Genomic DNA, 19,546 nt, shown 5'->3' with positions numbered 1-19,546 from the left:
GCATATTAAGGCCTATCAGGCTGATGGTCAACACCTAATTGAGAAATTTTTTATTATTTTTTCTCCAGCCCCGCCACATGCAACAGATCAAGCGCATCAGCCCCCCAGATAAGCCTCCACCACCTTGGGATTGCCCAGCAGATTCGCACCGCTATCCTCCAGCACGATCTTGCCCGTCTCCAGCACATAGCCGCGTTGCGCAATGCGCAGCGCCTGGCGAACGTTCTGTTCCACCAGCAGCACCGTCATGCCGGTCTTGTTGATCTCCTGCACGATGCGGAAGATTTCCTGGATGATCAACGGGGCCAGCCCCATCGATGGTTCATCCAGCAACAAGACCTTGGGCTTGGCCATCAGCGCACGCCCAATGGCCAGCATCTGCTGCTCACCACCCGAGAGATTGCCCGCCAGTCCGGCCGCACGGTTCTTCAAGACCGGGAAGAGGGAATACACCCACTCCAGATCACGCGCCACGCCGTCCTTGTCCTTGCGCGTATAAGCGCCCAGGGCCAGGTTCTCTTCGACGGTCAGCGTGGTCAGCGTCGCACGGCCTTCGGCCACCTGCACCACGCCGGATTCGACGATGCGGTGCGGCGACATCTGCAGCAGGTCCTGCCCGTTGAGCAGCACACGGCCACGCTGCGCCTTCACCAGGCCGGAGATGGCCAGCAGCGACGTGCTCTTGCCGGCGCCATTGGCACCGACCAGCGCGGTGATCTCGCCTTCGTTCAGGGACAGGCTGATGCCCTTGACCGCTTCAATGTGGCCATAGGCCACCGCCAGGTCCTCGACCTGCAGAATGGGTTGCTTGTTGCCGCTGGCGCTCATGCTTCTTCCTTGCCGAGATAGGCCTCGATCACTTCCTGGTTGTTCTTGATCTGGTCCGGGGTGCCCTCGGCGATGATCTTGCCGAAGTTCAGCACCGCGATGCGCTCGCACAGGCCCATGACGAAACGCATGTCATGCTCGATCATGAAGATGGTGAAACCGCGCGCCTTGATGTTGACGATCTCGCTCATCAGCTCGGTCTTCTCGGCCGGGTTCATGCCAGCCACCGGCTCGTCCAGCAACAGCAGCTTGGGCTTGGTCGCCAGCGCACGCGCGAACTCCAGCTTGCGCTGCTCGCCATAGGACAGACTGTCGGCCAGCATGTGCGCCTTGTGATCCAGGCGCACCCAGGACAGCAGTTCCAGTGCACGTTCACGCGCTTCCTGCTCGGCACGGCGGAAGCCGCCGAGATTGAAGAGCATGCTGGCCACGCCATAGTTCAGGTGCTCGTGCATGCCGACCACCACGTTCTCCAAGAGCGTCATTTCCTTGAACACGCGGATGTTCTGGAAGGTGCGGGCAATACCGCGCTCGGTGATCTTGTGCGGAGCGACGGCACCGATGTCGTCGTCATTGAAACGGATGCTGCCGGAAGACGCGCGCAGCAGGCCCGTGATGAGGTTGAAGACCGTGGTCTTGCCGGCACCGTTGGGGCCGATCAGGCCGAAGATCTCGCCTTCCTTGACGTTGAAGTTCACACCCTGCAGCACTTGCAGGCCGCCGAAGTTCTTGCTGATGTCGTTCAGTTGTAAAAGCATTACTTCACCTTCTTCTCAGCGTTGCGGCCCAGGAAGGCGCGGATGCGGCGCGGGTCCCAGATGCCCTTGGGCAGGTACAGCACCACCAGGATCAGGATCAGGCCATTGATGGCCAGGCGGAAGTCCTTGAAATGACGCAGCACTTCCGGCAGCAGCGAGAGAATGGTCGAGCCGATCATCGGTCCGATCAGGTTGCTGGTGCCACCGAAGACGGCCATGGTCAGGATGTCGACTGCGTTCTCGAAGCCATAGTTGTTGGGGCCGATGGTGAAGGTGAAGTGCGCGTTGAGGCCACCGGCCACACCCGCAATGGCTGCGCCGATGACGAAGGCCAGCAGCTTGTAGCCGGCCACGTTCACGCCCATCAGGCGCGCTGCGACTTCATCTTCCTTGATGGCTTCGAAGGCGCGGCCGGTCTTGGAGCGGCGCAGGCGGGCCAGCGCATAGATCGTCACACCCAGCAGCAGCACGATGTGCCACCACTCGGTGATCGGCGGCACGCCATTGAGGCCCATCGGGCCGCCGGTGATCTCCAGGTTGAGGACGATCACGCGCACCACTTCGCCAAAGCCCAGCGTGGCCATGGCCAGATAGACGCCCGACAGACGCAGTGTCGGGATGCCGATCACCAGCGCCACCAGCGAGGGCAGCACGCCGCCGGCGGCCAGCGCGATGGGGAAGGGCATGTCGAACTGCATCGTCAACAGCGACGCGGTGTAAGCACCGATGCCCATGAAGGCCGCATTGGCCAGCGACAGCAGGCCGCAGGACAGGGTGACGTAGATCGAGAGTGCCAGCATGGCATTGACGCCGATGCTGAAAATGACTGTGTTGTAGGTGGCCCAGAAGCCATCCCACCATTCCATGAAGCCCATCTTATGCCTTCCTTTCCAGCACTTTGCCAAACATGCCGGAGGGTTTTACCAGCAGGATCAGGAACAGGAGGCCGAACGCCACCGCATCGCGGAAGTCGCTGGAGATATAGGCCACCGTCAGCACCTCGGCAAAGCCGAGGAAGAGGCCGCCGATCATGGCGCCACGGATATCGCCCATGCCGCCCAGGATGATGACGGCGATGCCCTTGTGCAGCATCGGCTGCCCCATGAAGGGCGAGATCGCATTGAAGGACACGCCCACCAGCACGCCGGCCGCACCACCCAGGGCCGCAGCGGCAAAGGAGGTCAGCAGGAACAGGCCTTCGACGTTGATGCCCAGCAGGTAAGCCGCCTTGGGCGACTCGGCGATGGCGCGCAGCGCGCGGCCGAGCTGGGTCTTGCGCATCACGCCCAGCAGCACCACCATCAGCACGAAGGCGATCACGATGATCGCCACCTGCACGGCGGTGATGTGCAGGTTGCCCAGGCTGACGCTGTCTTCAGGGATGGTGCCCTGGGGGAAGCGCTTGTTCTCGGCACCGAAGAGGCCCTGCGAGATATTGGTGATCATGATGGCCACGCCAATGGTGGCGATCATCGGGATCAGGTGGGGTGCATTTCGTTTGCGCAGTGGCTTCAGGACCAGCACGTCGATGATGAGGCCGAGGGTGCCGGTGGCCACCATGGCCAGCAGCAGCGCCACCCACAGGGGCAGGGCCATCTGCTCCACCAGCAGCAGGGCGGCATAGCTGCCCAGCATGAAGATGGCGCCGTGCGAAAGATTGATCACGCCCAGTACGCCGAAGACCAGCGTGAATCCGAGCGCGAAGAGCGCGTACACGCTGCCCAGCGAAAGGGCATTGATGAGCTGTTGTTCTAACATTGGAACCTGCGATAGGTGATGGGAGACCATGCGCCGCGCCGGCAAATTTGCACGACTTTGCATGCTGCGCGGGGCCCTCCCTCGTTGCGTCGTAGTGCCGGGTTCAACTCGCCCGCGTCATGCGGCAGTTGGTGGTTCCCCGTTCCGGCCTGGCGATTTGCTTCATATCCCCTCCCAGGCGGGCAGCCGGCGGTTGTTGCCGGCTGCGCCCGGGTGAGCGTCGCTTGCGGGTGGCTTGCCGGTTGCCCGGCAGGCCACCCAGCCTGCGTCACACGGCGTGCTTACTTCAGCAGGACGAACTTGCCGCCCTTGGCGATGTTGACGATGGCTTCCTGGTCCGCATCGAAGCCGACCTGCTTGCCTGCCACTGCCGGTGCTGCACGGAAGGCGAACTTGCCGGTGGCGCCGTCGATCTTGACTGCAGGCAGTGCAGCGCGCACGGCATCACGGTCCTTGGCCAGGTTGCCGGAGAGCTTCACGCTCTTGATCGCATCGGCCATGATGTACATGGCGTCATAGGCTTGCGCGGCGAACTGGTCGGGATCGGAACCGAACTTGGCCTTGTAGGCGGCAATGAACGCCTTGTTGGCCGGGGTCTGGTTCTCGGCCGACCACGGGCTGCCCATCAGGGTGTTGTCACCGGCATCCTTGGCGATCTCGAACAGCTTGGGCGAGTTCAGGCCGTTGCCGCCGATGAAGGGCTGCTTCATGCCCAGCGCGCGGGTTTGCAGGATGATGTTGGCGGCTTCTTCAGCCAGGCAGGAGCAGACGATGGCGTCCGGGTTGCCGGCCTTGATCTTGGTCAGCTGGGCCTTGAAGTCGACGTCACCCTTGGCATAGGCCTCGGTGGTGGTGACGGGGATCTTCTGCTGTTCCAGGGTGGCCTTGAAGACGTCATAGCCGGACTTGGTGAAGGCGTCGTCGTTGCCGTAGATCACGGCAACCTTCTTGATGCCGAAGTGCTTCACGGCCGCCTTGACGGTGACGGGCAGCACGTCGGCTTCCATCACGGAATTGCGGAAGGTGAAGGGACCCATGGCAGTGATGCCGTCAGCGGTATTGCTGGTGCCGAACACCACGACCTTGGCGGCGTTGGCGATCGGGTCGGCAGCGAAGGCCGAGTTCGACAGGGTGGGGCCGAAGACGGCCAGTACCTTGTCCTGGAAGATCAGCTTCTTGAAGACGTTGATGGCTTCTTCCTTCTTGCCTTGTTCGTCTTCGATCACCAGGGCCAGCTTGTCGCCGTTGACGCCGCCCTTGGCATTGATTTCTTCGGAAGCCAGCGTGAAGCCGTTCTTGATGGCCACGCCATACTTGGCGGCCGGGCCGGTCAGGGCTTCGGCCACGCCCAGCTTGATGTCGGCGGCCAGCGCGGCCGAGGACAGGGTGGCACCGATCAGCAGGGCCGGAATGGTCTTGAGCATGGTATTGAATTGCATCGAGTTCTCTCCTCAGTTAGATATTGTAGAAATCGTCCGCATCACGGAGCGCCGTGCGCAACAGCGCGGCGCGACGTCATGTGGCGATTCCTTCATCGAGGATGATGCAAAAGACGCCCGGGATGGCCGGGACTTGTGCTCCATCCTCTGAAGACCGTTGTGTGGTCTCTTTCGATACAGCCGCCACAGCATACCCGAAAAGGCAGGCTGCGCCAGCGATTACAACCCGCTGCAACGCGCCCGGGTAGGGCGCGCCACAGCGGCATGCGAATGTCGTCCGGCCAGCGGACGAGGGTGGTGCGAGATGGTACTTAGTTCAGTTCCTTGCGCAGTTGCGCAATGGCTGCACGCACCTGGTTGGGTGCGGTGCCGCCGATGTGGTCACGTGCGGCCACCGAGCCTTCGAGCGTCAACACGGCAAACACGTCTTCGCCGATCAGCCCGGAGAAGGCACGCAGGTCGTCCAGCGACAGGTCGGCCAGGTCGCAGCCCTTGTCCACGCAGGTCCGCACCGCATGCGCCACGGCTTCGTGGGCGTCGCGGAAGGGCAGGCCCTTCTTGACCAGGTAGTCGGCCAGGTCGGTCGCCGTGGCGTAGCCCTGCAGGGCGGCCGCGCGCATGGCTTCGGGCTTGACGCTGATGCCGCGCGCCATGTCGGCGAAGATGCGCAGGGTATCGGTGAGCGTGTCGACGGTGTCGAACAGCGGTTCCTTGTCTTCCTGGTTGTCCTTGTTGTAGGCCAGGGGCTGGCCCTTCATCAGGGTCAGCAGAGCGATCAGGTGGCCGTTGACGCGGCCGGTCTTGCCGCGTGCCAGTTCGGGGACGTCCGGGTTCTTCTTCTGCGGCATGATGGACGAGCCGGTGCAGAAGCGGTCGGCGATGTCGATGAAGCCCACGCGCGGGCTCATCCAGATCACCAGCTCTTCGGACATGCGCGAGATGTGCGTCATCACCAGGGCAGCAGCGGCGCAGAATTCGATGGCGAAGTCACGGTCCGAGACGGCGTCCAGCGAGTTGCGGCACACGTCGTCAAAGCCCAGGGTCTTGGCCACGCGCAGGCGGTCGATCGGGAAGGTGGTGCCGGCCAGGGCAGCCGCGCCCAGCGGCAGGCGGTTGATGCGCTTGCGGGCGTCGATCATGCGTTCGGCATCGCGGCCGAACATCTCGACATACGCCAGCACGTGGTGGCCGAAGGTGATCGGCTGCGCCACCTGCATGTGGGTGAAGCCCGGCAGGATGGTGTCGGCGTGCTGCTCGGCCAGGTCCAGCAGGGCCAGGCGCAGATCGCGCAGCAGGCCGATGATGTCGTCGACCGCACCGCGCATGTAGAGGCGGATGTCGGTGGCCACCTGGTCGTTGCGCGAACGGCCGGTGTGCAGGCGCTTGCCGGCGTCGCCGACCAGTTCGGTCAGGCGCTTTTCGATGTTCAGGTGGACGTCTTCCAAGTCCAGCAGCCATTCGAACTGGCCGGACTCGATTTCACCCTTGATCTGGGCCATGCCGCGTTGGATCTCGGCGTAATCGGCCGCGCTGATGATGCCCTGGTGGGCCAGCATCTCGGCATGCGCCAGCGAGCCCTGGATGTCGACCTGGGCCATGCGGTTGTCGAAGAACACCGATGCGGTATAGCGCTTGACGAGATCGGAGACGGGTTCAGAAAAGCGAGCCGACCAGGCTTCGCCCTTTTTAGCAAATTGGTCTGTCATATAGGGAATTCCGGAGAATGGGCGATTATAGCAAGCACAACTGCGCCAGGCCACGGCCATGCAGCCGGAAATGCTGCGGCACGCGGATTTTTCGCATTTCATCACCAGCCTGTCGCACGCTTTTTTCATCCGTTCCCAGCGGGTGGTTTGGAAAAGCTTTTCTCGACATCAAAGCAGGCGAAGTTTCCAGGTGGCATCATTTTTGCTTGTTGTTTTTGCGCAAGCTCTGCTGAGACCCTAAAAAGCCGTGGGCTACTGACATTTGCTGACGCTATACTCAGGGTGCGATGACTGATCCGGGGGAAGTTCTGCAGGTTTCCGGAGAAGATCAGGGCTGCCAGCCACGGCGCAGCCAGGATGATGCCGGCACCGGCCGGTGTCGTGGGGGCATCGTCCAGCTGCACAACGCCAAGGGGGTGGTCCTGTCAAGCGCTCAAGCGAGATGTATGGGGGTCGTCTTACAGGAGAGAAGCATGAATTTGGAAGCACTGTTTCAGCAGCAAACTGCCTTGCCGAGCATTCCCAAGGTGGTGCAGGAAGTCATCGAAAGCTTCAACAATGAATCGGTCTCGATTGAAGAGATCGCCAAGAAACTGGCCGCAGATCAGGTCCTGAGCGCGAAGATCCTGCGCCTGGCCAATTCATCCTATTACCACGTCTCGCGCACCATCGGCACCGTCGATGATGCGGTGCTGATGCTGGGGTTCATGACGGTTCGTACGCTGGTGGTAAGCACCGGCATGGCTGGCAGTTTCAAGAAGCTGCCCGGCGTGGACCTGAAGCTGTTCTGGCGCTACAGCCTCGATACGGCCATCGTCGCCAAGTGGCTGGCCAAGCAGAAGCAGGTCAAGCTCAATTCCGATTTCGCCTTCACGGTGGGCCTGATGCATGCCATCGGCCAGCTGGTGATGCATGCCGGCATGCCCGAACAGGCGCTGGAGGTGGACAAGGTCGCCGGTCCCCTGGATGCGCGCCGCCTGGATGTGGAGCGCCAGTCCTTCGGCTACGACTTTGCCGATGTGGGTGCCGAGCTGGCACGCCGCTGGCGTTTCCCGGACGAGTTCGCCAAGGTCATCAAGGCCTTCCCGCAGCCGCTCAAGGGCGAGTTCGATCCCTTCGCCGCGGTCGTCCACCTGGCCGCCTGGCGCGCCCGGGCCGAAGAAAACAAGTACTCGGCCGACGAACTGGAATCGACCTTCCCGGCGGAAGTGGCCGCCAAGCTGGGACTGAGCCTGTCCACCTTCACCGAGGACATGCCGCCGCTGGCCGAACTGGGCGAGGGCATGCAGGACCTGATCTCCTGAGCGGCCTGATCCGCCCCAACAGGGCAGGCCGGAGAGCGCCGAAGTACGGTGGTTTCCGGCCGATGTGAAGGAAAAGGACGTAAAAAACGACAATGCCGGCTCCCGCAAGGGGCCGGCATTGTCGTTGGTGAAGGGTACTGTCAAAACCCGGGAGGCGCGTGGCCGGCCCGGATCCTCAGTGTTTCCTCAGTAATTCAGCTTGGCGTCCAGGAAGTTGAGCATGGAGCGATACGCCTGGCTGCGCGCATCCGGGTTGCCGCCGCTGGTGACGCCTTCACCGCGCTTGCCCACGCCGGCCACATCCATGCGCACGTGCACCGGCAAGCCGGGCGCGTCGAAGTCGTGATAGGTATCGGGATAGAGGCGCAGGGCGATCTCGGTGTCGCTGCCCTTCATCTTCTCCTCGATCGCTTCGCAGGCCTGGGGCGGCGTCCAGTCATCGTTCTCGCCCATCAGGATCAGAAGCGGTGCGGCCGGTTTGAAGGGCTCGGTGGTCTTGGCGTAGGGGCGGCAATCCGGATAGAAGGCCACGGCGGCGCGCGGCTGGATCTTGCGCACGGCCACGTCGGTTTCGGCCAGGTTGATCGAGGCCAGCAGGGTCGACGCGCCATGCGACCAGCCCAGCAGGGCGATGCGCTTCACATCCACATCCGGCTGCGAAGTCACCCAGTGCAGGGCGGCCTGCACGTCGTAGCGGCGGTTCATGGCGCTGACTTCGCGCTGGGCCACGGTGTCCTGGCAGGTGGAGCGGCGACCGCGCGGGGTGAAGCTGTCCGGGAACAGCACGTTGTAGCCGGCGTCGCTGAGCACGCGTGCCATCGCCAGGTGGCGCGGGGTGAATTCCCCCTTGCCATCCTTGACCATGCTGTACAAGCCGCCGCAGCCATGCAGGGCGATCACGGTCGGTGCCGGACCCTTGGTGGTGAGCGACTTGCGTGCCTTGATCCAGACGCCATAGAGCGCGGTGGCCTTGCCGCCCTTGCTGTCCACGCTGGTGAGCGAGACGCGGCGTGCTTCCAGTGGTGGCGGCGGTGCCGAATTGGGCGCGGCCTGCGCCCAGGAGCCGATCACGGCCAGCGATGCTGCAATGCAGAACGCAGCCAGCGGTTTTCCCCAATGTCGCATGATGTCTGATTCCCCGTAGTGATGCCAAATCGTTGCCCGACGGCCTTTCCCGTCAACGGGGAAAATGGTCGCTGAAGCAATAAGCTTCACGGATTGCAACGACTGTATGTATTTGAATTCTTCAGCTTGTATTTTACAAAAGCGAAGCGTCGTGCGGCAGGGAAGATTGGTTTTTGCGGTGCAAAAATCTGATCCATCACAAGAGCGCGCCTGCACCTGTGCGTCGCCCGCAACAGCTTGTCGCTTCGTCAAATGTCATATGAGCTATCTGTTATCGGCATGCAAACGCTGAACTTAAGACGGGGCGTCTCAGGCATCTTGCCAGGCCGACATCGCAGGTGCAGCGCCCAATAAAAAGGGCCGCCCGCATCGGCGGGCAGCCCTTGTAGTGGCAAGACGAACGCGTTGCTCAGCCGGTATTGCGCAAGCCGGCTGCCACCCCGTTGATGGTGAGGTGGATGCCACGCTGCACGCGTTCTTCCGGCGCACGCTTCGCTGCAGCCGTAGCGCGGTGGCGCTTGATCAGCTCGACCTGCAGGTGGTTCAGCGGATCGAGATAGGCGAAGCGGTTCTTGATCGAGCGCGCCAACAGCGGATTGCCGGACAGGCGTTCCTTGGTGCCGGTGATGGCCGAGAGCACGCTGCTGGTACGTTCATGCTCGCCGGTGATGCGGCCGAAGATCGTGGTACGCAGCTTGCGGTCCGCCACCAGTCCGGCGTAGCGCGAGGCCACGGCGAGGTCGGTCTTGGAGAGCACCATGTCCATGTTCGACAGCAGGGCGGCGAAGAACGGCCATTCCTTGCACATGGCGCGCAGGGTGGCCAGGCGTTTTGCGCTCTCCTTGGCGTTGCCGGCTTCTTCCAGCCAGCCCGAGACCGCGCTGCCGAAGCCATACCAGCCCGGGAAAAGCAGGCGGCACTGGCCCCACGAGAAGCCCCAGGGAATGGCGCGCAAATCCTCGATGCGCTGGGTCGCCTTGCGCGAGGCCGGACGCGAACCGATGTTCAGTTGCGCGATTTCGGCAATGGGCGTGGCCGCGAAGAAGTAATCGGTGAAGCCCGGGGTCTCGTACACCAGGTTGCGATAGGCGCGATAGGCACGCTCCGACAGTTCTTCCATGACGCGCTCGAATTCGGCCAGCTTCCTGGCTTCCTTGCCATCGGTGGCGGCGGGCATCAGGCTCGCTTCCAGGGTGGCGGCGACCAGCAGCTCCAGGTTGCGGCGGCCGATTTCCGGATTGGAGAACTTGGAGGCGATGATTTCGCCCTGTTCGGTCAGGCGGATCTGGCCGTTGACCGTGCCCGGCGGCTGCGCCAGGATGGCCTGGTAGCTCGGACCGCCGCCACGGCCGACGGTGCCGCCACGGCCGTGGAACAGGCGCAGCTTCACGCCGGCTTCATTGAACAGTTCCACCAGCTGGTTCTCGGCCTTGTAGAGTTCCCAGTTGGAGGTGAGGAAGCCGCCATCCTTGTTGGAATCCGAATAGCCCAGCATCACTTCCTGCAGCTTGCCGTGCTTGGCGATCAAGCCCTTGACCTGCGGCAGGGTCAGCCAGCCGCGCATGATCTCGGCCGCACAGCGCAAGTCGGGGATGGTTTCGAAGAGCGGAATGACCATCAGCTCCAGTTCGTGCAGCTGGTTGCCTTCGATGTGCAGCAGCCCCGTTTCCTTCTGCAGCAGCAAGACTTCCAGCAGGTCGGACAAGGTCTCGGTGTGCGAGATGATGTAGTTGCGGATCGCACGTTCGCCATAGCGGCGGCGAATTTCACGCGCGGCGCGCAGGATGGTCAGCTCGGAGTTGGTTTCATCGGCGTACTGCAGGTAGGGCGAATACAGCAGGCGCGGCTTGGACAGTTCACCCAGCAGCAGGGCGATCTTGCGTTCTTCGGTCAGGCCCGCATAGTCGGCCTCGACCTGGGACTTGGCAAACAGCTCGGCCAGCACGCGCTCGTGCACGTCGGAGCTCTGGCGCATGTCCAGCGTGGCCAGGTGGAAGCCGAAGATTTCTACGGCACGCTTCAATCCGGCCAGGCGCGGCTTGACCAGCGCGGCACCGTGATGGGCCTGCAGCGAGGCCACCAGCACCTCCAGTTCGGCCACGCATTCGGCCGGGCTGGCGTAGGGCGCAGCGGCACCGATTTCCTGGCGCAGGATGTTGACCACGCCCAGCGAACGGGCCGTGGCGGCCAGGCGCGCGTAGATGCCGATGAGGGCACGGCGGTAGGGTTCGTCGGCGCGGTGCTCGGAGTGGTCCGGCGAGGCATCGGCCAGGGCCAGCAGTTCCGGGCTGGCCGCGACCATCAGGGTGGAGATGGACATCTCGGCCCCCAGCGTGTGCACTTCGTCGAGGTAGTAATCGAAGATGGTGGTGGACTGGCGCTTCAGCGCATGCTGCATGGTGGCGGCATTGACGTTGGGGTTGCCGTCGCGGTCGCCGCCGATCCAGCTGCCCATCTGCAGGTAGGGCGGCAGCTCCACGGCGCGGGTCTTGGCGCGCGAGGGGAACTGGCTGTCGATCTCGGCTTCGATGTCGTCATACAGCGCCGGCAGTTCGCGCAGGAAGGTGATGCGGTAGTAGGAGAGGGCGTTCTCGATCTCGTCGGCCACCGTCAGCTTGGTATAGCGCAGCATGCGCGTCTGCCACAGCGTGGCGATGCGTGCGCGCAGCAGTTCGGTGTTGTGGCGCAGCTCGCGCGGGGTCAGCGGCAGGTCGCGTTCGGCCACCAGCCGGGCAATCTCGCGCTCGGCGTCCAGGATGGACTTGCGCTGCACTTCGGTCGGGTGGGCGGTCAGCACCGGAGACACCAGCGCTTCCTTCAGGAAGCTGCGCACCTGCGCGCCCGAGACGCCGGCATCATCCAGGCGCGACAGAGCATAGGCCACGCTGCCGGGCTGGGCTTCGGAGCCGGCCAGCAGGTGCGCGCGGCGGCGGCGGTTGTGGTGCTGGTCTTCGGCGATGTTGGCCAGGTGCGAGAAATAGGAAAACGCGCGCACCACCGAATTGGTCTGGTCGCGGGTCAGTTTCTTCAACAGCTTGTCGAGCTCGGCACCGGCCTTGGCATCGGATTCGCGGCGAAAACGCACGGCGGTCTGGCGGATGGTTTCCACCACCTCGAAGACTTCGTCGCCCTCCTGCTCGCGCACGACTTCGCCCAGGAGACGTCCGAGCAGACGGATGTCTTCCTTCAGGGGCGCATCCTTGTCGGTGCCGCGCACGGGTTTGGTGACGGTCTTGCTGGCCGGGCTGCGCTTGGCGGCAGCGGTGGCGCGGGGAGTGGAGGGAGTGGAACGGGCACTGCGTGGTGTTGGATTTTTAGTCGCCATGATCAACGGTTGCTGCGGTTTTCGGAGGAGAAAGTCGTGCTAGTGGATCGGATTGCCGTGGGTGTGCGTGCTAGAATTCGGCTCGTTTGTTTGCCTCGTTTTTGTGTGCGTCTCGCTTCTGGTCGCTGTGATCGATGTGCGTTGCTGCTTGCCCCCGATCGCTTTTTTTAATCGTATTGTTCAGTCTGGATGCGCCGGTCTCCTGCTTTCCCTGTCTCCTCGGCCGCGGGTGCCACGACTGAATCGGAAAGCCCGTCTTGAAAGAATTTCCTCCTTCCAACATCGTCATCGTCTCGCGTGAAAGCCGCCTTGCCATGTGGCAGGCCGAGTACGTGCGGGACCGTCTGGCGGCATTATATCCGCAGTGCAGCATCAATATCCTCGGAACCACCACCCGTGGCGACCAGATTCTTGATCGCGCGCTCTCCAAGGTCGGCGGCAAGGGCCTGTTCGTCAAGGAACTGGAAGTGGCCATGGCCGAAGGCCGCGCCGACCTCGCCGTGCACTGCTTGAAGGACATGCCGATGGACCTGCCCGAAGGCTTCGAGCTGGCCGCCATCCTGGAACGCGAAGACCCGCGCGACGCCTTCGTCTCCAACGACTATGCCTCGCTCGATGCGCTGCCCGCTGGCGCCATCGTCGGCACCAGCAGCCTGCGCCGCCAGGCCATGATCGCCGCGCGCTATCCGCAACTGGTGGTCAAGCCGCTGCGCGGCAATCTCGATACCCGCCTGGCCAAGCTGGATCGCGGCGACTACGCCGCCATCATCCTGGCCGTGGCCGGCCTGAACCGCCTGGGCCTGAAGGCGCGCATCCGCTCCTTCCTCGATCCTGAACAAAGCCTGCCCTCGCCCGGCCAGGGCACGCTGGCCATCGAGATCCCCGAAGGCCGTGACGACATCAAACGCCTGCTGGCCCCCTTGCACGACGAGCCGGCAGCCGTGGTCTCGGCGGCCGAGCGTTCGGTCTCGCGTATCTTTGGTGCCAGCTGCCAGATCCCGCTGGCGGCCTACGCCACGCTGGACGGTGATCGTCTGCACCTGCGCGCCATGATCGCCACCCCCGATGGCGCACAAGCCGCTGCCGCTGAAGCCGAAGGCTCGCCGGATGCGCCCGAGGCGCTCGGTGCGCAAGTGGCCGAGCTGCTCAAGTCGCGCGGTGCCGATGCGATTCTGGCGGCCTGCAAGGCCCAGGCTGATGCCGCTTCGGCCTGAGACCGCTGCACCGTTGCCGGTGGTCGTGACGCGGCCACTGCAACAGGCTGGCGGCTTTGCCGAGCGCGTGCAGCAGCTGGGCCGGCGTGCCGTGGTATTTCCGCTGCTGGCCATCGGCCCGGTCGAAGATGACAGCGAACTCAAGGCCACGCTGGCGCGCCTGCACGACTTCGCGCTGGTGGTCTTCGTCAGTCCCAATGCCATCGATGCCGCCTTTGCCCATCTGCAGGGCTGGCCGCGTGATGTACCCATCGGCATCGTGGGGGAGGGTAGCAGGGTGGCCTTGCGCGGGCATGGCGTCGATGGCGCCAACGCCACCATCTATGGCCCGCAGCGTGCCGACAAGATGGATTCCGAGGAATTGTTCAGATCCCTCCCGTTGGAACAATTGCGCGGCAGGCGCGCTCTGATCGTGCGCGGCCAGGCCGGCCGCGATTTCCTGAGTGAAGCTTTGCAACAACAGGGCGTGGAAGTCGAATTCCTTACCGCCTACCGTCGCCTGGCCCCCCAGTTGAACGCACAAAACCGCCTGCAACTGCTGGATTTGCTGGACGGTGGTGCCGACTGGGTCATCACCAGTTCCGAGGCCTTGCGCAATTTGCTTCACTTGGCAAGACTAGCCGGGGGCGAGGAACGTGTGGTAAAACTGCAACGACAACGCATCGTCGTCTCTCACCACAGGATCGCCGAGACCGCGCGGGAGCAGGGTTTCGTGCAGGTGGTCCTGACCGGGTCGGGAGATGAACGCCTGCTTGCCGCCCTTGTTCCACCCGCTCCCTGAGTGGCCGCGTAATTTGCCGCGTTACAATCCAGCCCATGAACGAACAGCAACCCACTCCCCAATTGCCGGAGCCTCAACCGCAAGCCAGCCACAGCGCTGGTACTGCGGCCCCGCAGGCGTCCTATACCTTCACTCCTCCGGATGGCACGGCCGTGCTGCGTCGCCGCCAGCGTGCGCAGACCATCGTGCTGCTGCTGGTCATCGCCGGCCTGGGCGCACAGTGGTGGGTCTCGCATGCCGAACTGCGCGACCTGCGCAGCGAAGTCGCGCAGCGCCTGCAGAATGGCGACAACAGCAGCAATGAACTGAAGGGCGTGCTCAAGGCCGTGCAGGAGAGCACCAAGGAACTGCAGTCCAAGGTCAGCGTGCTCGACAGCAAGCAGGCCGAGTCCCAGAGCCAGCAACTGGCGCTGGAACAGATGTACCAGGACCTCAACAAGAACCGCGACGACTGGGCCCTCTCCGAAATCGAGGAAGTCCTTTCCACCGCTGACCAGCAGCTGGAGCTGGCCGGCAACGTGCAAGGCGCGCTGATCGCCCTGCAGAATGCCGACAAGAGCCTGTCGCGTTCGGACAAGGCGCAGTTCATCGCCATCCGCCGCGCCATCGCGCGTGACATCGAACGCCTGAAGGCCCTGCCGACAGTGGACATCGCCGGCATCGCCGTGCGTCTGGACAGTGCCATCGGCCAGGTCGACAACCTGCCGCTGCTGGTCGATGAGCGTCCGGTGGAGTCGGCCAGCGAGCCCAAGCCGCAGCCAGTGAAAACCGCTGCCGCCGAGAAGCCTGCCGCCAAGGGCGATGCCGCCCATGCCAAGACCAAGGCCGAAGCTGCGCCTGCCGAAGCGTCTGCCTGGTCGCAATGGCTGGCCGGTGCCCGCGAAACCTGGCGAAGCATGAGCACTGAAATGTGGTCCGAGCTGCGCCAGCTGGTGCGCATCCGCGAAGTGCAGACGCCGGAAGCCATCCTGCTCTCGCCGGGCCAGGCTTACTTCGTGCGCGAGAACCTCAAGCTGCGTTTGTTGAATGCACGCCTGGCGCTGCTCTCGCGCAACGAGTTCGCCTTCCGCAATGACCTGTCCTCGGCCCAGGACACCATCGCCAAGTATTTCGATACCCGCGCCAAGCAGGTTCAGACCACACAGGCGCTGTTGAAGCAGGTGCAGGGCAGCAATGTCTCCATCCAGTTGCCCACGCTGGCCGAAAGCCTGAACGCGGTGCGCAACTACAAGGCCCGTCCGTGAGCCGCTGACGGGAACCTGATATGAAAATACTGCTCTGGCTTCTGACCCTGTTTGCCTCCGCCATCGGCCTGGCCGTGCTGGCGCGCTTCAACCCCGGCAATGTGGTGCTGTTCTACCCGCCGTACCGCATCGACCTGTCGCTGAACTTCTTCATCTTCGCCGTGCTGGCGGTGTTCCTGACCATCTACGTGGTCATCCGCGCCATCCGCCTGACGCAGAAACTGCCCGGCCGCGTGATCGCCTATCGCCGTGCCAAGCGCGAGAATGAAAGCAACAAGGCCCTGCGCGATGCCCTGAAGGCCTACTTCGAAGGCCGCTTCGGCCAGGCCGAGAAGTCCGCCACGCGCGCAGCCGACCTGCCCGACAACGCCGGCATCGCCGCCCTGATCGCGGCGCGTGCCGCGCATCGCATGCGCCAGGGCGACCGCCGCGACATCTGGCTGGCCAGCACCGAAGTCGATCCGACCTTGAAGGCTGCGCGCCTGATGACGGCGCTGGAACTGCAAGTGGACGAACACCACTTCAAGCAGGCGCTGGAAACGGTGGAAGAGTTGAACGCCAACGGCACGCGCCACATCCAGGCCCTGCAATGGGCGCTGAAGGCCAACCAGCAAGCCAAGAACTGGCCCGAAGTGCTGCGCCTGGTGCAGACCCTGGACAAGCGCAATGCCCTGCATCCGGCCTTGTCGAACCGCCTGCGCGAGCTGTCTTACGATGCCTTGCTGTCGGACCGCTCGCACGATGCCGAATCGATTCGCCTCTTGTGGAATGGCGTGCCTGGCGTGGACAAGCTCAAGCCCTACATCGCCGCACGTGCCGCACACGCCTTCTCCAGCCGTGGCCTGCATGACGAAGCGCGCAGCCTGCTGGAACGTGCGCTGGCCGCCGACTGGGATATCCGCCTGCTGCGTGCCTATCGCGAATCGACCGCCGAAGCCGGCTCGCCGGCCCTGCTGTCGCAGATCGAGCATTGCGAATCCTGGTTGTCCAAGAATCCGACCGATGCCGAACTAGCACTGACCCTGGGCATGTTCTGCCTGCGCCAGAAGCTGTGGGGCAAGGCCCAGCGCCATCTGGAGCAAGCCCTGTCGGACGCCATCGAACCGCGCACCGTGCGCGAATCGCACCTGGCCCTGGCCCAGCTGCACGAGGCGCTGGATCAGCCGGACCAGGCCGCCGGCCACTACAAGCAATGCGCCCTGGCCACGGCCATCCGCTGAACTTGTTGCGCTGGTGAATGACCAAGGCGGAAGCGGCGCAAGCCCTTCCGCCTTTTTCATGTGCGCTGCCGGGCACTGTCATGTTGGCGTAAGTTGCACCGGCCAAGATGCCGGTCTGAGCCTGAATGCCGCTATAATTGCCGCTTTCCGGTGTTTGGCATGCCAGAACTGAGCATTAAGCCCCGTTTAATGCTCATTGCATCGAGCATTAAACAAGATGCCCTTGGCGCTGCCGGCCCGAAAACCGCTTTTCGTTTCTTTCCCTAGTGAGAATCCCATGAGCCTGAACAACGTCCCCGCTGGCCGCGACCTGCCCAATGACTTCAACGTGATCATCGAAATCCCGATGAACGCCGATCCGATCAAGTACGAAGTGGACAAGGACACCGGCGCCATCTTCGTCGACCGTTTCATGGGCACTGCCATGCACTATCCGTGCAACTACGGCTACATCCCCCAGACCCTGTCGCAAGACGGCGACCCGGTCGACGTGCTGGTGATCACCCCGTTCCCGCTGATCCCGGGCGTGGTGGTGCGCTGCCGTCCCATCGGCGTGCTGAAGATGGCCGATGAATCGGGCATCGACGCCAAGCTGCTGGCCGTGCCGGTCGACAAGATCCTGCCGATCTACACCCACTGGCAAAAGCCGGAAGATCTGAACGAACTGCGCCTGAACCAGATCAAGCACTTCTTCGAACACTACAAGGACCTGGAAAAGGGCAAGTGGGTCAAGGTCGAAGGCTGGGAAGGCCCGGACGCCGCCCGCGCTGAAATCCTGGCCGGTGTGGAAGCGTTCAAGAACGCCAAGTAATTCCCCGTCAGCAAGACATAAAAAATCGCCCGACAGGTTTGCGCCTGTCGGGCGATTTTTTTCATGACCGGCACGTGGCCGGTCGATCCCTTCAACGCCGGGTCAATCCAGCTTGGCCGCGTGCTCGCGGGTAGCGTGGAAAGTGATCTCCGGCCAGCGTTCCTGGGTCAGGCGCAGGTTCACGCCCGAGCTGGCCAGGTAAGCCAGGTTGCCGGCTGCATCGATGGCCAGGTTGGCGCCGGCCGAGGACTTCTCGAAGTCGGCCAGTTTCTTCTTGTCATCGCAGCTGATCCAGCGCGCGCTGCTGATGCTGGTGCTTTCAAACACCGCATCCACGCCATATTCATTCAACAGGCGGCTGGCCACCACTTCGAACTGCAGCACGCCCACTGCGCCCAGGATCAGGTCGCTGCCGGTCACCGGCTTGAAGACCTGCACCGCACCTTCTTCGCCCAGCTGCTGCAGGCCCTTGTGCAACTGCTTGATCTTGAGCGGATTGCGGATGCGCGCCACACGGAAGAAGTCCGGGGCGAAGTAGGGGATGCCGGTGAACTGCAGCATCTCGCCTTCGGAGAAGCTGTCGCCGATCTGCATGTTGCCGTGGTTGGGCAGGCCGATGATGTCGCCGGCGTAGGCTTCTTCCACCTGTTCGCGGCTGGAGGCCATGAAGGTCACCACCGAGGACACCTTGATGTCGCGGTTCAGGCGCAGGTGCTTCAACTTCATGCCGCGTTCGAAGCGGCCCGAGCACACGCGCAGGAAGGCGATGCGGTCGCGGTGCGCCGGGTCCATGTTGGCCTGGATCTTGAAGACGAAACCGGAGAAGGGCTCTTCGGTCGGCTTGACCTCGCGCACGGTGGCGTCGCGTCCGCCCGGACCTGGTGCCCAGTCCAGCAGCGCATCGAGGATCTCGCGCACGCCGAAGTTGTTGATGGCCGAACCGAAGAAGACCGGCGTCTGCACACCGGCCAGGAAGTCTTCCAGGTTGAAGGGGTGGGAGGCGCCATGCACCAGTTCCACTTCCATCTTGAGCTGTTCGATTTCCAGCGGGAACATCTCGGCCAGCTTGGGGTTGTCGATGCCCTTGATGATTTCCACGTTGCCGTTGGCGCGTTCTTCACCGGCCTTGAAGAGCATGATCTCGTCACGCAGCAGGTGATACACGCCACGGAAATTCTTGCCCATGCCGATCGGCCAGGTCACCGGTGCGCACTGAATCTTCAGCACCGACTCCAGCTCATCCAGCAGCTCCAGCGAATCGCGGGTCTCGCGGTCCAGCTTGTTCATGAAGGTGATGATGGGCGTATTGCGCATGCGGCAGACGTTCAACAGCTTGATGGTCTGTTCTTCCACGCCCTTGGCGGCGTCGATCACCATCAGCGCCGAGTCCACGGCGGTGAGCACGCGATAGGTATCTTCCGAGAAGTCCTGGTGGCCCGGGGTGTCGAGCAGGTTGACCACGTGGTCGCGGTACTCGAACTGCATCACCGAACTGGCCACGGAAATGCCGCGCTGCTTTTCGATTTCCATCCAGTCCGAGGTCGCGTGGCGGCCGCTCTTGCGGGCCTTCACGGTACCAGCCAGCTGGATCGCGCCCGAGAACAGCAGCAGCTTTTCGGTCAGCGTGGTTTTACCGGCGTCGGGGTGGGAGATGATGCCGAAGGTGCGGCGGCGCTTGACTTCGCGCGCGATCAGGTCGGACGAGACCTTGGTGGCGGCGCCGGGCGCGCTGGCGTTGTCTGCATCAGCGGCCTCAGGAGCGGTGGCGGCGACTTCGGGGCGTTCGTTGCTGGGTTCTTGCATGGCGGATCGGTCGGGGTGGGAGCCCGGCGGAACGCGGCCCCTGGCGCGGCTGGACGATCCAACCCGCATGGCCTTGAGCGGCGCGCACTGTTCCTTTGACAAGGAGGCGGCGCACGCCCTGTTCCGACAGCTCTGGAAAACCCGAGATTATAACTGAAGCGGCCCGCTTGCCCGCATGTTTGCCGGGAGGCAACGTGTGCGCGGCGGGCCGCTCAGGCGATCACTGGCGG

At 63.4% G+C, this 19,546-nt stretch carries 15 protein-coding genes; 6 read left to right on the top strand and 9 right to left on the bottom strand.

Annotated elements, in window-relative coordinates; all coding sequences use genetic code 11:
- Positions 1-96 precede the first annotated feature (96 nt).
- From MKD49_RS00340 to argH, 6 genes are all read right to left on the bottom strand, one after another.
- On the bottom strand, positions 97-828 hold the full coding sequence (locus tag MKD49_RS00340; RefSeq protein WP_088753394.1) for an ABC transporter ATP-binding protein: 732 nt from the start codon (positions 826-828) through the stop codon (positions 97-99).
- Positions 825-1,586: an ABC transporter ATP-binding protein gene (locus tag MKD49_RS00335; protein WP_039785419.1), complete on the bottom strand. Its 762-nt coding sequence runs from the start codon at positions 1,584-1,586 to the stop codon at positions 825-827. The genes MKD49_RS00340 and MKD49_RS00335 overlap by 4 nt, the downstream gene beginning before the upstream one ends.
- Positions 1,586-2,461 carry a branched-chain amino acid ABC transporter permease gene (locus MKD49_RS00330; RefSeq protein ID WP_034335500.1) on the bottom strand — a complete coding sequence of 292 codons (876 nt, stop codon included), beginning with the start codon at positions 2,459-2,461 and terminating at the stop codon, positions 1,586-1,588. The genes MKD49_RS00335 and MKD49_RS00330 overlap by 1 nt, the downstream gene beginning before the upstream one ends.
- 1 nt (position 2,462) lies before the next feature.
- The gene (locus MKD49_RS00325; RefSeq protein ID WP_134222750.1) at positions 2,463-3,344 is read right to left on the bottom strand and encodes a branched-chain amino acid ABC transporter permease; all 882 of its coding nucleotides are present in this window, start codon (positions 3,342-3,344) and stop codon (positions 2,463-2,465) included.
- A 281-nt stretch (positions 3,345-3,625) separates the two neighbouring features.
- Positions 3,626-4,783, bottom strand: coding sequence for an ABC transporter substrate-binding protein (locus MKD49_RS00320; RefSeq protein ID WP_034335504.1), 1,158 nt, complete (start codon positions 4,781-4,783; stop codon positions 3,626-3,628).
- A 311-nt stretch (positions 4,784-5,094) separates the two neighbouring features.
- Positions 5,095-6,489 (bottom strand): argininosuccinate lyase, encoded by a 1,395-nt coding sequence (gene argH, locus MKD49_RS00315; protein ID WP_121041846.1) that lies wholly within the window; start codon positions 6,487-6,489, stop codon positions 5,095-5,097.
- A gap of 473 nt (positions 6,490-6,962) precedes the next feature.
- Here argH and MKD49_RS00310 point away from each other — a divergent pair, with 473 nt between their 5' ends.
- Positions 6,963-7,793, top strand: a complete 831-nt coding sequence (locus MKD49_RS00310) for an HDOD domain-containing protein (protein WP_039785423.1) — start codon at positions 6,963-6,965, stop codon at positions 7,791-7,793.
- 186 nt (positions 7,794-7,979) lie between these two features.
- On the opposite strand, the gene MKD49_RS00305 is transcribed toward MKD49_RS00310, so the two are convergent.
- Positions 7,980-8,918, bottom strand: coding sequence for a dienelactone hydrolase family protein (locus tag MKD49_RS00305; protein WP_039785426.1), 939 nt, complete (start codon positions 8,916-8,918; stop codon positions 7,980-7,982).
- 409 nt (positions 8,919-9,327) lie between these two features.
- Positions 9,328-12,243, bottom strand: coding sequence for a phosphoenolpyruvate carboxylase (ppc, locus tag MKD49_RS00300; protein WP_252695137.1), 2,916 nt, complete (start codon positions 12,241-12,243; stop codon positions 9,328-9,330).
- Positions 12,244-12,500: 257 nt separating this feature from the next.
- Here ppc and hemC point away from each other — a divergent pair, with 257 nt between their 5' ends.
- From hemC to ppa, 5 genes are all read left to right on the top strand, one after another.
- Positions 12,501-13,457: a hydroxymethylbilane synthase gene (gene hemC / locus MKD49_RS00295; RefSeq protein ID WP_252695136.1), complete on the top strand. Its 957-nt coding sequence runs from the start codon at positions 12,501-12,503 to the stop codon at positions 13,455-13,457.
- Positions 13,441-14,238, top strand: coding sequence for a uroporphyrinogen-III synthase (locus MKD49_RS00290; protein ID WP_252695135.1), 798 nt, complete (start codon positions 13,441-13,443; stop codon positions 14,236-14,238). The genes hemC and MKD49_RS00290 overlap by 17 nt, the downstream gene beginning before the upstream one ends.
- A 35-nt stretch (positions 14,239-14,273) precedes the next feature.
- Positions 14,274-15,482: a uroporphyrinogen-III C-methyltransferase gene (locus MKD49_RS00285; protein ID WP_252695134.1), complete on the top strand. Its 1,209-nt coding sequence runs from the start codon at positions 14,274-14,276 to the stop codon at positions 15,480-15,482.
- Between the two features lie 20 nt (positions 15,483-15,502).
- A complete protein-coding gene (locus tag MKD49_RS00280) occupies positions 15,503-16,702 on the top strand; it encodes a heme biosynthesis protein HemY (RefSeq protein WP_121041830.1) in 1,200 nt (399 codons plus the stop codon).
- Between the two features lie 277 nt (positions 16,703-16,979).
- Complete coding sequence (gene ppa / locus MKD49_RS00275; RefSeq protein WP_006463345.1) at positions 16,980-17,513, top strand: inorganic diphosphatase; 534 nt, start codon at positions 16,980-16,982, stop codon at positions 17,511-17,513.
- A gap of 102 nt (positions 17,514-17,615) precedes the next feature.
- On the opposite strand, the gene MKD49_RS00270 is transcribed toward ppa, so the two are convergent.
- On the bottom strand, positions 17,616-19,316 hold the full coding sequence (locus MKD49_RS00270) for a peptide chain release factor 3 (RefSeq protein ID WP_252695133.1): 1,701 nt from the start codon (positions 19,314-19,316) through the stop codon (positions 17,616-17,618).
- Between the last annotated feature and the right edge of the window lie 230 nt (positions 19,317-19,546).

It is taken from the genome of Herbaspirillum sp. WGmk3, assembly GCF_023952535.1.
Lineage (GTDB): Bacteria > Pseudomonadota > Gammaproteobacteria > Burkholderiales > Burkholderiaceae_D > Herbaspirillum > Herbaspirillum huttiense.
The sequence above is the reverse complement of the archived record's forward strand: the minus strand, read 5'-3'. Positions and strand labels throughout refer to the sequence as shown.